Annotated in this window: 9 protein-coding genes; 4 read left to right on the top strand and 5 right to left on the bottom strand. The window is 62.0% G+C overall.

Annotated features, from left to right (window positions below):
- Positions 1 to 9 precede the first annotated feature (9 nt).
- Positions 10 to 249 (top strand): DUF2795 domain-containing protein, encoded by a 240-nt coding sequence (locus tag QCE48_RS06940; RefSeq protein ID WP_309785547.1) that lies wholly within the window; start codon positions 10 to 12, stop codon positions 247 to 249.
- A gap of 5 nt (positions 250 to 254) precedes the next feature.
- Here the strand turns inward: QCE48_RS06940 and QCE48_RS06935 are convergent, their stop codons facing one another.
- Positions 255 to 872 (bottom strand): TetR/AcrR family transcriptional regulator, encoded by a 618-nt coding sequence (locus tag QCE48_RS06935; RefSeq protein WP_309785548.1) that lies wholly within the window; start codon positions 870 to 872, stop codon positions 255 to 257.
- A 244-nt stretch (positions 873 to 1,116) separates the two neighbouring features.
- Between QCE48_RS06935 and QCE48_RS06930 the strand changes: the two genes are divergently transcribed.
- Genes QCE48_RS06930 through QCE48_RS06920 form a run of 3 tightly spaced genes read left to right on the top strand, consistent with a single transcriptional unit; the run spans position 1,117 to position 6,859 of the window.
- Complete coding sequence (locus tag QCE48_RS06930; protein ID WP_309785549.1) at positions 1,117 to 2,253, top strand: efflux RND transporter periplasmic adaptor subunit; 1,137 nt, start codon at positions 1,117 to 1,119, stop codon at positions 2,251 to 2,253.
- Positions 2,250 to 5,411, top strand: coding sequence for an efflux RND transporter permease subunit (locus QCE48_RS06925; RefSeq protein ID WP_309785550.1), 3,162 nt, complete (start codon positions 2,250 to 2,252; stop codon positions 5,409 to 5,411). The genes QCE48_RS06930 and QCE48_RS06925 overlap by 4 nt, the downstream gene beginning before the upstream one ends.
- Positions 5,408 to 6,859: an efflux transporter outer membrane subunit gene (locus tag QCE48_RS06920; RefSeq protein ID WP_309785551.1), complete on the top strand. Its 1,452-nt coding sequence runs from the start codon at positions 5,408 to 5,410 to the stop codon at positions 6,857 to 6,859. The genes QCE48_RS06925 and QCE48_RS06920 overlap by 4 nt, the downstream gene beginning before the upstream one ends.
- Positions 6,860 to 7,736: 877 nt before the next feature.
- Here QCE48_RS06920 and QCE48_RS06915 read toward each other — a convergent pair.
- The 4 genes from QCE48_RS06915 to QCE48_RS06900 are packed head-to-tail and all read right to left on the bottom strand — an operon-like array spanning position 7,737 to position 14,451.
- Complete coding sequence (locus QCE48_RS06915) at positions 7,737 to 9,182, bottom strand: hypothetical protein (protein ID WP_309785552.1); 1,446 nt, start codon at positions 9,180 to 9,182, stop codon at positions 7,737 to 7,739.
- 11 nt (positions 9,183 to 9,193) lie between these two features.
- Positions 9,194 to 9,478, bottom strand: coding sequence for a PAAR domain-containing protein (locus tag QCE48_RS06910; protein ID WP_309785553.1), 285 nt, complete (start codon positions 9,476 to 9,478; stop codon positions 9,194 to 9,196).
- 1 nt (position 9,479) lies between these two features.
- Positions 9,480 to 10,988 carry a hypothetical protein gene (locus tag QCE48_RS06905; RefSeq protein ID WP_309785554.1) on the bottom strand — a complete coding sequence of 503 codons (1,509 nt, stop codon included), beginning with the start codon at positions 10,986 to 10,988 and terminating at the stop codon, positions 9,480 to 9,482.
- Complete coding sequence (locus tag QCE48_RS06900) at positions 10,972 to 14,451, bottom strand: type VI secretion system tip protein VgrG (protein WP_309785555.1); 3,480 nt, start codon at positions 14,449 to 14,451, stop codon at positions 10,972 to 10,974. Before QCE48_RS06900 ends, QCE48_RS06905 begins: the two co-directional genes overlap by 17 nt.
- Positions 14,452 to 14,563: the final 112 nt, after the last annotated feature.

Here is a 14,563-nt window from a genome sequence, read left to right as displayed (position 1 = left end):
ACGATTCGAATGACCGACACGCCCAAACACGCCTTGAACGACGAGCCGATCAACGATGAAATCGCGCAGGTGCTGCGCGCCATGCATTTTCCGGCGAACAAGGATGCGATCGTCGATGCCGCGCGCGAAGCGGGCGTGAGCAACGACGTGATCACCGTATTCGACGCGCTGCCCGAGCAGGATTACGCCGACGCCGATGCAGTCGAGCAGTTGCTCGGCGGCAATGGCGGACCGGGTCTGTCGATCTAGGGCACTCAGCTTGCGCCGAACACTACGCGTCTAAAAAAGCCCGCGAGCACGGCTTCGGCGAAGTCGGCGGGCACCGCCTGCGGGTCCGACGAATAGAAGAACTGCACGCCGTCGCATAGCGCGATCAGGCCGAGCGAAAGCTGCCCGGCCGGCATCGGAAGCGGCGTGCCGGCGCGCTCCGAAAACGCGCTGATGTAATCGGTCGTGGTCTGCCGCAACTCCCGCATGAACGCGTTGAACTGCTCGCGAAAAGCCGCGTCGCGGCTCGCATGCAGCTTCGCCTCGGCCCACAGCAAAAAGTATTTGTTTTCGCGATAAATCTCGCTGTAGTACTGGAGCACGCGCGCTTCCATGTCCTGACGCGTGGCCTCCCCGTCTTCGAAGATCGAGCGCATGCGGCCCATCGTGGCGTCGTGATCGCGCCTGAGCAGTTCGAGCAGCAGCTCCGACTTGCTGCCGAAATTCGAGTAGAACGCGCCGCGCGAGTAGCCCGCCGCGGCCGCGATGTCTTCGACGCTCGTCACGCCGAATCCCTTGTTCATGAATGTCGTGAGCGCCGCATCGAAAAGACGCTGGCGCGTCTGGTCGCGACTCTGTTCACGCGTGAGGCGAGTGGGTTTCATGCGTCGAGTTTAGCATCCAACCCCCTTTCAGATCGCTTTTTGATACAGCTTTGCATTCGGATACATACCTGTATTAGAATTCAGCGTGCATTGCCCGGTGTATCGCCGAAAAGCCCGTCGTCATTGGCGTTCCGGCCTCTTGCCGTGCTCCTTCATGCATCCCCCGTGTCCCGAAATCGACCGCCGCGCGCCCCGCGCCGAGGTTTCGGGCCGCCTGATCCCGCCTTCGGCGTCGAGGTCTTCCGTGAATTCTTTTCGCTGCGTGTTTCCGTCGAACCGCATCCGCGCGCTGACCGGCGCCTCCCTCCTTTGTACGTTCGTCGCGCTCGCCGCCTGCGGCAAGAAGGAAGCGCCGGCACCCGCGCCGAGGCCGGTCGTCGCCGTGGCCGCCGAGGCCGATGGACAGCCGCCGCGCGCCACCCTTCCCGGCCAGATCGAATCGCGCTATTCGACGCCGCTCTCGTTTCGCGTCGGCGGGAAGATCACCGAGCGGCGCGTGCGTCTCGGCGATACCGTGAAAGCCGGACAGATCGTCGCGAAGCTCGATCCCGCGGATGCGTCGAAGAACGCCGCCAGCGCCGCCGCGCAGCTCGAAGCCGCCCAGCATCGGGCCGTCTATGCACGACAGCAACTCGATCGCGATCGCGCCCAGGCCGCCGAGAACCTGATCGCCGCGGCACAGCTGGAGCAGACTCAAAACGCCTACGCCACGGCCATCGCGCAGCTCAATCAGGCACAGCAGCAGGCGGGGCTCGCCGCCGATCAGCTGAAGTACACGACGCTCATCGCCGATCATGCCGGCGTCGTCACGTCCGAGCAGGCCGATACCGGCCAGAATGTCACCGCCGGTCAGCCCGTCTATAACCTCGCGTGGAACGGCGATATCGACGTGGTCTGCGACGTCCCCGAAAGCGCGCTGTCCGCGCTCACGGTCGGCGCGCGCGCGCGCGTCGCGCTCGGCGCGCTGCCGGGCAAGACGTTCGCCGCGCGCGTGCGCGAACTGTCGCCCGCCGCCGATCCGCAGAGCCGCACTTATCGCGCGAAACTCACGCTCGAAGCGCCGACGCCCGACGTGCGCCTCGGCATGACCGCCGACGTCACGTTCGCGCAAGCCGTCGCGACAGAGCACGCGGGCGTGTTCACGCTACCCTCCACCGCCCTCTTCCACGACGACAAAGCGCCCGCCGTCTGGGTCGTGAAAAGCGATAACGCGCTCGAACTGCGCCGCGTCGAGGTCGCGCGCTACGGCGAGCGCACCGTCACCGTCACGCGCGGCCTGAACGCGGGCGAGCGCGTCGTGTGGCAAGGCGTGCATACGGTTTCCGCCGGCGAGAAAGTACGCGTTGTCGCGCCGCTGCATCCCGAGGACTTCGCCTCATGAGCACGCGCGAGCCGCAGCAGAACAACGACTATCGCCACGAGGAAGGCCGCTTCAACCTCTCGGCGTGGGCGCTCAGGCATCGCGCACTGGTCGTCTTCCTGATCGCGATGGCGACGATCTTCGGCATCATCGCCTACACGCGGCTCGCGCAGTCGGAGGACCCGCCTTTCACGTTTCGCGTGATGGTGATCCGCACGTTCTGGCCGGGCGCGACCGCGCGCCAGGTGCAGGAAGAAGTCACCGACCGCATCGCGAGGAAGCTCCAGGAAACGCCGTCCACCGATTTCCTGCGCAGCTACTCGCGCCCCGGCGAATCGCTGTTGTTCTTCACGATGAAGGACGGCGCGCCGCCGAGCGAAGTGCCAGAAGAGTGGTATCAGGTGAGAAAGAAGGTCGGCGACATCGCGGCGACGCTGCCGCAGGGCGTGCAAGGCCCCTTCTTCAACGACGAATTCGGCGACGTCTACACCAACATCTACACGCTCGAAGGCGACGGCTTCTCGCCCGCGCAACTGCACGACTACGCCGACCAATTGCGCGCGGTGCTGCTGCGCGTGCCGGGCGTCGCGAAGGTCGATTACTTCGGCGATCAGGACGAGCGCATCTACGTCGATATCCCAAACACGCAGCTGACGCGTCTGAACATCTCGCCGCAACAGCTTGCCGACGCGATCAACGGACAGAACGCGGTCGCGCCGGCGGGCACGATGAACACGCCCGTCGATCGCGTGTTCGTGCGCCCGAGCGGCCAGTTCACCGACATGAAGACGCTCGCCGACACGCTGATCCGCGTGAACGGCCGGTCGTTCCGTCTCGGCGACATCGCGACGATCAAGCGCGGCTACGTCGATCCGCCCGCGACGCAAATGCGCTCGGGCGGACAACCCGTGCTCGGCATCGGCATCACGATGCAGCCGGGGCAAGACGTCGTGCGGCTCGGCCGAGCGCTCGACGCGAAGACCGCCGATCTGCGCGCGCACTTGCCCGCCGGATTGAAACTCGCGGAAGTGTCGAGCATGCCGCACGCGGTCTCGCATTCCGTCGACGACTTTCTGGAGGCGGTCGCCGAAGCGGTCTTGATCGTGCTGGTCGTAAGTCTCGTGTCGCTCGGCGTGCGCACGGGCATGGTCGTCGTGATCTCGATTCCGGTCGTGCTCGCGGTCACCGCGCTCTTCATGTATTTCTTCGACATCGGCCTGCACAAGATCTCGCTCGGCACGCTGATCCTCGCGCTCGGGCTGCTCGTCGATGACGCGATCATCGCCGTCGAAATGATGGCGGTGAAGCTCGAACAGGGCTGGAACCGCACGCGCGCCGCGGCCTACGCGTACACGAGCACGGCCTTCCCGATGCTGACCGGCACGCTTGTCACGGTCGCGGGCTTCCTGCCGATCGCGCTCGCGAAGTCGAGCACCGGCGAATACACGCGCTCGATCTTCGAGGTGTCGGCGATTGCGCTGATCGCGTCGTGGCTCGCCGCCGTCGTGCTGATTCCGCTGCTCGGCTACAAGCTCTTGCCCGAGAGAAAGCGCGAGGCGCACGAGGCGCATCTCCCCGACGATCACGAACACGACATCTACGACACGAAGTTCTACGCGCGCCTGCGCGGCTGGGTGACGTGGTGCATCGAGCGGCGCTTCGTCGTGTTGATCGTCACGGTCGTGCTGTTCGTGATCGCGCTCGGCGGCTTCAGCCTCGTGCCGCAGCAGTTCTTCCCGAGTTCGAACCGGCCGGAACTGCTCGTCGACGTGCGGCTGCAGGAAGGCGCCTCGTTCGATGCGACGCTGCGCGAAGCGAAGCGGCTGGAGAAGGCGCTCGAAGGACGGCCGGAAATCGATCATGTGGTGAGCTTCGTCGGCACGGGCGCGCCGCGTTTTTATCTGCCGCTCGACCAGCAGTTGCCGCAGCCGAACTTCGCACAATTCGTCATCACGGCGAAGACGGTCGAGGCGCGCGAGCAGCTTTCGCAATGGCTCGAACCGACGCTGCGCGACAAATTCCCCGCGATCCGCACGCGTCTCTCGCGCCTCGAAAACGGGCCGCCGGTCGGCTACCCGGTGCAGTTGCGCGTCTCCGGCGACGACATCGCGACGGTGCGCAAGATCGCCGAGCAAGTCGCCGCCGACATGCGCGCGGACTCGCGCACGACCAACGTTCAGTTCGACTGGGACGAGCCGTCCGAGCGCTCGGTGCGCTTCGAAGTCGACCAGAAGAAAGCGCGCGAACTCGGCGTGAGTTCGCAGGACGTGTCGAGCTTTCTCGCGATGTCGCTCTCGGGCTACACGGTCACGCAGTATCGCGAGCGCGACAAGCTGATCGGCGTCGATTTGCGCGCGCCGCTCGCCGAACGCGTCGATCCGTCGCGGCTCGCGACGCTCGCGATGCCGACGCCGAACGGTCCGGTGCCGCTTGGCACGCTCGGGCACGTCGTCAACGACCTCGAATACGGCGTGATCTGGGAACGCGACCGGCAGCCGACCATTACCGTGCAGTCGGACGTGAAGGCGGGCGCGCAGGGCATCGACGTGACCAACGCGATCGGCAAGAAGCTCGACAGCACGCTGCGTCCGACACTGCCGGTGGGTTATCGGATCGAGTTCGGCGGGGCGCTCGAAGAAAACACGAAGGGACAGACGTCGATCAACGCGCAGATGCCGATCATGGTGATCGTCGTGCTGACGCTGCTCATGATCCAGCTGCAAAGCTTCGCGCGCGTGATGATGGTGGTGCTCACGGCGCCGCTCGGGCTGATCGGCGTGGTCGCGGCGCTGCTCGCGTTCGGCAAGCCGTTCGGCTTCGTCGCGATGCTCGGCGTGATCGCGATGTTCGGGATCATCATGCGCAACTCGGTGATCCTGATGGACCAGATCGAGCAGGACATCGCCGCGGGACACAAGCGGTTCGATGCGATCGTCGGCGCGACCGTGCGGCGCTTCCGCCCGATCACGCTCACCGCCGCCGCTGCCGTGCTCGCGCTCATTCCGCTGCTGCGCAGCGACTTCTTCGGTCCGATGGCGACCGCGCTGATGGGCGGCATCACGAGCGCGACCGTGCTCACCCTGTTCTATCTGCCGGCGTTGTATGCGGCGTCGTTTCGCGTGAAGAACGACGAGCGCGCGCGACCCGGCGAGGATGCGCCGGAAGGAGTCGAGCCATGATGAAAGTCTGGAAAATCGGCGCGGTGTCGCTGGCTTCTGCCCTCGCCGCCTGTTCGTTCGGGCCGCCCGCGGCCCTGTCCTGGTTACCGCAGCCCGCGCACTACGGCGCACTCCCGCAGCCTGAGCGGACGGTGATGGTGCAAGGCGCATCGCAGCGCTTCGACGTCGGGGCGAAGCCGGTGCCGGAATGGTGGAAGCTGTATCGCTCGGACGCGCTGAACGCGCTCGTCGCCGAGGGCTTGCGCAACAGCCCGAATCTCGCCGCCGCCGACAAGAGCCTCGCCGCCGCGCGCGAGCAACTGAAGGCGCAGGTGGGCGCGTCGCTCTTGCCGTCGATCGATGCCGGCGCCCAGGCTTCACGCCAGCGCGGACTCGGCGTGCCGGAATTCGGGCCGCCGACCGCCGTCTATAACCTCTTCGTCGGCCAGGTCCAGGCGCAATACACCTTCGATCTGTTCGGCGCGGCGCGCTACCAGAATGCATCGCTCGCGGCGCAAGTCGATCAGCAGGCGTTCCAACTCGACGCCGCCCGCCGCGCGCTCGCCGCCAACATCGTGACCGGCGCGATCGGTGCGGCCGCGCTCGCGGCGCAGATCGACACGACCGAGCGCCTCGTCGCGCTCGCCAACGACGACATGCTCGACGCACAGCGCCGCTATGCGCTCGGCTCGGCGTCGCGCTCGGAGGCGCTCAGTGCCGAGCAAAGCGCGGCGTCGCTCGCGGCGTCGCTGCCGGGCTTGCGCGCCCAATGGCTCGCGACGCGCCATGCGCTCGCCGTCCTGCTCGGGCGCACGCCGGACCAGGCTCCCGACGATCTCGATTTCGCGAGCCTCGCGGTGCCGGACAGCGTGCCGGTGGTCGTGCCGTCGGAGCTGCTCGCGACGCGCCCCGACATCCAGGCCGCCGATGCCGCGCTCAAGGCGGCGGCCGCGCAGGTCGGCGTGGCGACGGCGCAGTTGTTCCCGAGCCTCTCGCTGTCGGCATCGATGGGCAAGGGCGGCTTTAGCTGGCCGATCGCGCTGTCGGGCGCGGGCGCGTTGTGGAGCATCGGCGCGTCGCTCTCGCAGCCGATCTTTCACGGCGGCGCCTTGCTTGCGCAGCGGCGCGCGGCGCTCGACACCTACGACGCCGCCGTCGAACAGTACAAGCAGACGGTGCTCACGGCGTTTCAGAACGTCGCGAATACGCTGGCGTCGCTCCAACAGGATACGGCGGCGCTCGCGTCGAGCGACGCGGCGAGCCGCGCGTCGCGAGGCGTCTTCGACGACACCGCCGGGCGCGTGCGGCTCGGCGCCCTGCCGCCGCGCGCGGCGCGCGCGAGCGAGCAGCAGTACCGCAACGCGCAGTTGAGCACGATCCGCTATGCAAGCGCGCGACTGACGGATACCGCGGCGCTCTTTCAGGCGATGGGGTCGCCGACGGGCATTGCGCACGCGGCATCGCGATGAACTGACCGGACGGGGAAAGTTGTCCCCAGTCGATGGGGACCAGTCTGTTGAAAAGCTTCGGACAACGACGACAAGTGCTTGATGCGCAAAAGGATTTCGATGCTGCGCGGAAGCGCGTCAACGGCGCTTGCGGCACGGGAGAGTTATCCCCGGCGAATGTTGACAGAGCTGTGGACAAGCACGTGGCGAGTGCATTACGTCGTTGATTCGACTGGATAAAACACTCGCGATGCGGTTTGCATCAGTTGGGCGAGCGTCGTGCGGGCGCCCGGCCGCGCCAGACTTATCCACAGAAAATGTTCACAAGGCTGTGCGCAAATCACACCCTGGGATAAACAGCCCCGCCGCATAAGGCTTTGCAGGCGGCGTGTGGGGAAAATTCCGTCCCCCACGCTCCCTCAACCATCCATTCCCCTACGTTTCCCCACAGGTTGCGGTGCGGGGAAACCTTCGTCCCCCTACGGCGGGACCATCCTACATATTAGACATGTGTCGCGTCGAGGACTCAAGCTAACAGCGTCCCTAACGAGGACTTACACGGCAAGTGGCTTGTCTAAAGTCTGGACAGGCTGGTTGTCGATGCTGCGTTGCACATAATGTAGGGAACAGCGAGCGTGCTCCCCATGGGACGCGATGATAGGAACCGCTAGCGCCCCTCGCACACACCGCTACGGTCACGGGATACTCCCAGGCCGGCGCCCGGTCCCACCAGCCCCACAAGGCGAAGGCCGCAAGCAGGACCACACATGCAATGCTCAACAGCAGCCACTTGCTAACACCGGCCTTCGTGTAGACCCTGCGCCATCTTTCACGGGACTGCACACGTGATTCGAACGGCGCGACATACCCTGCATATTTAGGCATGTGGTTCTCCTTCTCAAAAGCCAATAACGCTCCCCACGAAGTCCACTGTCGAGTCCGCCATCCGTGAGGCAAGTCCAGGACGACGGACGATGAAAAATACCAGCATGAAAAAGACAGTGAGACACGTAACGATCGTGTCCGTTGTACTCCAGCCCTTGTCCGGTGACAGCAGCATGTTGACCATCCATAACGACGTGAGTGCGCCGCATTCTGGACCCAATAGCGGGTTGTAGCCGTATTCCTCCTTCCAAGGCACGTTCACCGGAGCCGGGTCCTTCGCCACAAGGTTCAGCGCGACACCCTGCTCGTGAGGCAGTGCAATGAGCTGTGGCCCCTGGCCGAAATGCGCCATCTTCGCGGCCAGCGCCTGAATCACCCAGCGCGCCACCGGGGCCTGCGGGCCGATCGCCGGATCGAGCGCATGCGCTTCCACCTTCAGGCCGGACTCCCTCACCGCGCCAAGCGTCGCATGCTGTGCCAGCCCCTTGAGTCCGCTGTGCCAGAAGTGACGGATACGCTCGCTGGGCACCTGTTCGGCCTTGAGCAGCGAGGCGAGCAGTCTGTCCGTCTGATCGGCGTCGCCGGTAATCTGGCGCAGCAGCCACGCCTGGCGCTTCAGGTCCGGCTTCTCGGCCATGAGTGCAGGTGACCCCAGCAGCAGTGCCACCGCCGCTTCCGAGGTCTCCGGCTTCTCATCCGGTCCCGCGTCGTTCAGATGCCAGGCGAGCAGGAGCCGATACTTCGGCGTCCTGTCCTGCGCATACCAATAGGGGCGGGCCTCATCCTCGAACCACTTATCAGCAAAGCCAACGTCGCGACGGTTATCCAGCCACCGCACTACCGGTTTGCCCGGTAGCTCCAGCTTCTTCCATGCCGCCAGGACTGCCGTAGACCACTCTTCACCCTCGCACTGCATCACGATCTCGAACGATCCGCCTTTCGCCGCCGGCGCGAGCTTCCCGGTCAGCGGCATAAGCAGCGCATCCAGCAGGCGGTTCAGACGCGAGCCATCATCGGCCGCATCGATGCTTCCCAACGCCATTACCTTGCCGGGATTCTCGGGCGGTGTGCCTTCGAGTGCCAACATGCGCTCGGCCAGGTCCGGCTCGGGCGTAAGGATCACGCTGTCGAGCACCGCCATGCCCGAGCGGCTTTGCTGCTGCCAGCGGGTTATCTCGTGCCAGCGCGCCGAGTTATGTTCTGCGGCCTGCGTCGCCGGGACGTCATATGCCAACCAATGCACAAGACAACTCAGTGTCAGCCAGCAGAAAAACGGCACCGCGACCGCGTAATGCAGAATTCTGTCCCAGGGCATGGTGCCGGTCTTCGGCAAGCCAGGCACCACCATTGCGAGGGCGGCACCCTCGATAATCACGTACAGCACGAGATAGAACCAGATGGGCAACGGCTCGTATGACACCCGCTCGGACGGGAACTGCGGGTTCCAGCGAAAACTCATCCAGCCTCCTGTCAGTCAACCGTCCATTCGTGCTGCGAGGCAAGCAGCAGAGGTTTCGGATTGCAGGCGCACAGGCAGAAGTCGTTCTCCAGCGCGGGCACTTTGCCGTACCAGTCCTGTTCGAAGCGTTCACCGTTGCGGCCTATCCTGCCGGTAGTGCCACAAGCCGGACAGATCACGGGTGCGCCGATATAGCTCATCCTGCGTCCGTTATAGCCGGTGCCATCGATGCCATCGGCCACGGTCCCGCGCGCGGTGGTGTGATCGCCTTCGTATATGTGGGCGCGTGCTCCCATCTCAGGCTCCCACCCATTCCCAATCGGCCCGCCGCTCGCCCGCACCTTTGATCGACGGCATCGGCTGGCCGCGCCGCAGCGTCACGAGGCTCGACAGGTCATGGCGGTATTCCGGGTAAAGGGAATCCGATCCCGCATTGATGCGGGCCACCCAGCGCCCGCTGCGCGGACAGGTCGAACCCGGCGCGCAGAACTGGCGGGTGTCATCGATCATGTCGAACGACCACTGCTTGACCGGTGTCGGCGCGGTGGCCTGCCACTCCCATTGCACTGGCCCGTTGATGTTGACGCCGTTGCCGTTCTCCATCGGCATCTTGACGCTGTCGGTAGTGGCGACGGCCCCGGCCTTGAACTGCACGAGCTGGAGGCTGCGATGGGTGCTGGAGTTCGTGCGTACAGCGCGGTACAGGCCGTCCTCCGCAAACGCTTCACCAGGCTTGACTGGTTGAGACGACATGGTGGCGCGATGCGTCGCTTCCCACTGCTCGCGTTCCTCGGGTGTTGAGGGATAGTCGCGGTCGATGGTAACGCGTGTCTTGATCGGACCCAAAACCACAAGCCCAGACAGTGCCGCCCCACCTCCTTCACATTCAATACTCATATATGCGACACCAGAAAACTCGTACTCCCCCTTCGAAGCCTTGTTATCAGGGATCGTCTGGAATTTAAGGATCTTCGATTCCCCTGGGTTTAGCGTAACAAGCCCCTCGTGGAATTCATCCCTATTAATTAATTTTTGCCCGCCTAACGCGAATCCCCAACTACCTTTTACTGACTCACTTACCCCATTATCTCCAATTTTGTTTATCGCGCCTATGCCCAACCGCCCTCCCCAAGTAGTTCCCTGCCATTGATCTGGAGTATTAAATTTAATCCACCGATTTCCCGAATTTACGAATCGCACTGATACAATAAATTTTCCATCTCGGTACTCGACCTTGTCAGGCGCGAAGTCAAGTTTAACCAGCTTTTTCCCTTCCAAATATGCCTTATCCGATAATCTCGAAGTAATTGTATAAAGTTTGCTTTTGAGATCGTCCGGAATCGCCCGAAGGGTACCTTTTTTTGTAACAGCCGCGCTCCCTTCAAAACATGTCACGGAGAAAATAGCCGGGGAGTCAGTTGTTTTGAAATCATCCTTCTGAATACTCTTATCACAAAGAACATTCGCAGCAGTCTTCACCTCTTCGAGGTCAGCATTCTGCAACTCAAGCTGGAAAGCACCAACGCCTGTCTGCGAGTCGCTGTGCAGGGTATCCCCAATTGCATAATAAAACCTTCGATTACCGTCGAAGCTGATCTCCCTCGAACCCCAGTCGTGTCCGCCGCTCCACAGCAGCGTGAATTTGCCGCCGTCACCAAGGGACGCTTTGTTATCGGCAGCCATAACGTTTGTGCTCCATAAAAAGAAGAAGGACAGGAGAAAAATTGTCGACATGAACAGCCCCTGGACGAGGGCTATATTCGCAACACCTTTCGGCTCCACCGCAAAATCACGCTTTATTCTCATAGCCAACCCTCCATTTCTTATTGGTATAGCTTGAAAACCATTGTCGGATGTACTCAAGATAATACGGCTGAATAATGGCACTTGATTTGTTGCATCCATAACCCATAAGATTATCTTGCGACTCAATTTGCCACGTCTTGTTATCACTTGAATTTTCCCTGCCACGCGCAAAGTCAAGTGTCATATCACTCTTGACGTACTGTTTGTGCACAAATCCCCCATATTTCCAATATTCATCAGGGAACGCGAATAAATGTCCTGTCTCATGCGCCTTGACTTGCCAATTTTCCGCCACCGTTTGTCCGGAATTATCGACCCCGTAATGATCCGCCGCAGGCCAATTCTTCGCGTCTGCCCGATCGACGTTGGGAAACAGATTAATAGTAGTATCAGCATTAAGCTTTTCAGCTTCCGCTGGGGTAACAACCCGGATGTCAGCGCAAAATTTCACAGGGACTCGACAACCGCAGGACGCACCTTTCTGACAACCGTCAAGAATCAGTTTGTACCCACCTTTATTCAATGTCGTTTCAATTAAGTTTTTGTAGACCGAACCATTAACGTCGCTCACGTTTCGGTCGATCAACATAAGCCCTTGTTGAGCAAAAGTCTTACCGGAATTCGCGCCGTTGTTAACAGTTTCATAATTGACGACAACGTATCGGCCAGCAGCATCACGCAAAGGCTGCTTGGTTGCCGGATTCATTTTAACCAGTAACTTCGGCACCAGCGCGATGACTACTTTTGCCGTTAACGTCTTAGCATCAGAATCATAGTCAAAGTGACAAGTTGTATTCGCCGGCCCAGCCCAACTGATCGGATCATTGTTGGCATCCTTTTCTGGTGCGCTATCGGTGGAACCGTACCTGTGGTAAGTCGGCGTTTCCCGATGCAACGTTGCACTCGTACTGAAAGCGCTCATTACCCAATTACAGGGCGCAGGCTGCTCCAATTTGACCGCTCTTGGATATTCATTAGGATTGGGTTCCAATCCTGTTTTCGGCGCATTCTCAGGATCATCGACCTTCAACGGGTTACGATTGCCGCTAAAGAAGTCACCCAGCGCAGACGGCGGCACCGGGCTCGTACCTAGCGACGGTGCGGGCGGCACTGTTCCCATGCTCTCCGGCCCGTCCATCTCAGACACTGGCGCTGGTGGCGGTACAAAATCTGGATTGGTACGCCACACTTCACACGCCGTCGTGTACGGCACGAACGCAGGAGCGAACGCCGCACCGCTCAGGTCCATCTGGGCGGGCCCGGTCCCCGTCACGCCAGCCGTGCGGTACACCACTCCGCCGCGCGAACCGATCTCGACGCCGCCCCCGCTGATCTTCACGTAGGTGCCGTTCACGTTCAGGATGATTTCCTTCGCCGCTTTCACGTGAACCACGCCGTTGACCGACTCGATGGACATGTCCTCCTGCGCCGCGAGCTGCATGCGGCCACGCTGGGCCTGCGCAACAAAATCCCCCGCCGACGTAATGAGGCTCATGCCCTTCTGCGAGAACATCGACACCATGTCACGCGCAGCGACCGTGAAACGCTTGAGCGTACTGAAATGCACGCCCTTCTTCGCGGTGCCGATGATCGAACCGTCTGCGGCAAGATGCACACCATCGCCGGACGCCACGCCAACCGGCCCCGGACCCGTGACCAGAACGCCGGGCTTTTTCAGTTGCTTCAGGCCATCGTTGATACCCTTCTGCGCATCCAGATCGGCGGGCGATGCCTTCGACGCCCCGGCAGAATCAGCAAGTGACTTGACGAACACCTGATGATCTTTCAGTTGCGCATCCGTCTCATCCATGGCGAGCACCTTGCCGCTGCCACCCGCCTGGTTGTAGGCAGTCAGCATCGCGCCTGCACCGCCGCGCCCGACCAGGTGACCCGACGTCCTCAGTTCAGCACCCGTGCCACGCTCCTTCAGCTCACGGTCCGGTATGAATCCGAGGTTGAGTTGCGAGCGGCCCGAATGCTCCGTGCTCAGTTCGATTCCCTGCTGATCGTCCCAGTCGTCCAACCACAGCTTATTGCCGGACTGGGTGCGGATTTCGTTACGCGATATGCGCCGCCGCGAGGAATTGATGAGGTCGGGACGCTGGCTGTTGGGCATGAAGCCCACCAGAATCGGCTTGTTCGGATTGCCCTCACGAAACCCGACCAAGGCTTCATCACCGTCCAGCGCAGGCATGTGCATGCCGGTGTAGTTCTTGCCCGAGAAGGGCTTCGCCAGCCGCAAGGGGACACTCTCCGCGCCCTTCGGCCAGTTGCCGAAGTCGCAATGAAAGCGCGCGACATACTCCCCTTTGTCAGTCAGGAAGGCAAATTTGTATTTATCCGGAGAACAGATCGTTGCGCCGAGTGTGCCATGTATCCGGGGCCACCGATTTGCGTCGATAGCCATCCGGTACGGACGGTCAGCCGGGATGGCGGTAAAGCGGTTCATGTAGCTCGCGTCGCGCGCGCCGCTATGCACGACCTTCGTAACGAACATGCCCCATGTCGTATCCTCAAGCGCCCGGTCTGAACGCACGATACGACCCGGCCTGAGTGCCAGCACGGTCGACTTCACCTTGTAGCGAACCTGCTGGGCAAGCGCTGCCTCATGCCGCAACTGTGCCTCGCGCTTCGCGCCTTCGGCGTCTCCATGATGTGTGCCCCACACGTAGGGCGTACCAACCATCGTCTCGTCGTCCGGTACAACGCGGCTTTCGTTGCGCAGAACTTCCCACGCACTTTCCGGGTTGTAATCGGCAACGGCAAAGGATTCAGGTACGGTGCGGGTACGCACCCTGAAGGAAAAGATGGACTCCTCGAACGTTGACAATCCGGCCGTAGGACGGTCGAGCACCATGACAGGGGGCCGCTCGTAACCATCGACATCATCGGCAATCACCAGCACTTCGCCGTGCTCGTCAGCCGTCGTGAAGCAGAACAGGCCGGCCTGCTCCATTTCCAGCCTGATATAGGCCCAGTCCCCTAGGTTGAACTGGAACCGGAAGTCATGTCTCGGATGCACACGTTTCAGGCGGAATTCAATCTGCATCCAGAAGCGGATTTCGTGACGCTCAAGGATGGCTTTGATGATTTCCCACGATGTCATCCGCTGGTAGGTGACGCAGTTGCTTGGGCCATCAAGCATGGCGAGTCGCTGGCGCACCACAACGTGATAGGTGCAACCATCGCGCGATTCCGATACCAGATCGAAGCGCGACACAAAACCGTTGAATGTGCGCAGTTCACGGCCATCCTCGGGCTGGATCGAGAACTCGGCCAGGTGCCCGAGCACCTTCTTTCTGCTGACCGGTTCTGGCGTCGAGATCACCGCCTTGATCCGGTACGGCTCGCAGATTTCCTCATGCACTTCCCACGATACGACCGATACAACAGGCAAGGGGTTCGCCCCTCCAGTGCCAGTCCCCCGGTCAACCTGCTGCGGCTTGCGCGGCGTGAACTTCATGTGCGCAGACTGCCGTCCCGTCAGATACGTTCTCAAACGATCAGATTCCGACATACTTCTCCTGTCAATGTCCAGTCTTGTTCTTGTTGCACACGCAGTTGCAGATACGCTC

Origin of the sequence: Caballeronia sp. LZ024, from assembly GCF_031451455.1 — a bacterium.
Lineage (GTDB): Bacteria > Pseudomonadota > Gammaproteobacteria > Burkholderiales > Burkholderiaceae > Caballeronia > Caballeronia telluris.
Note: the sequence above shows the minus strand (reverse complement) of the source record. Positions and strands in the feature narration are given on the sequence as shown.